This window comes from Vibrio sp. 10N.286.52.F8 (assembly GCF_041468745.1).
Classification (GTDB): Bacteria; Pseudomonadota; Gammaproteobacteria; order Enterobacterales; family Vibrionaceae; genus Vibrio; species Vibrio crassostreae_C.
The window spans coordinates 1-202 of sequence record NZ_JBFRJF010000083.1 but is presented as its reverse complement, the minus strand read 5'-3'; the positions used below and the strand labels follow the sequence as shown (position 1 = coordinate 202).

General features: G+C 43.1%; 1 tRNA gene. It reads left to right on the top strand.

The features are described from left to right. Nucleotides 1-44 precede the first annotated feature (44 nt). Nucleotides 45-120: transfer RNA gene (locus tag AB4133_RS22015), tRNA-Val, on the top strand. Nucleotides 121-202 lie beyond the last annotated feature (82 nt).

Here is a 202-nt window from a genome sequence, read left to right as displayed (position 1 = left end):
CCGCATAGCTCCACCATTCCTTCCATTAGGAATTAAAACTTTATGGGCGATTAGCTCAGTTGGGAGAGCACCTGCCTTACAAGCAGGGGGTCACTGGTTCGAGCCCGGTATCGCCCACCATCTTTAAGCATTCTCGTAAGAGAGTATTTAAAAATGGGTTTAAAAGTTTAACACTTAAAACTCTTGCTCTTTAACAATTTGG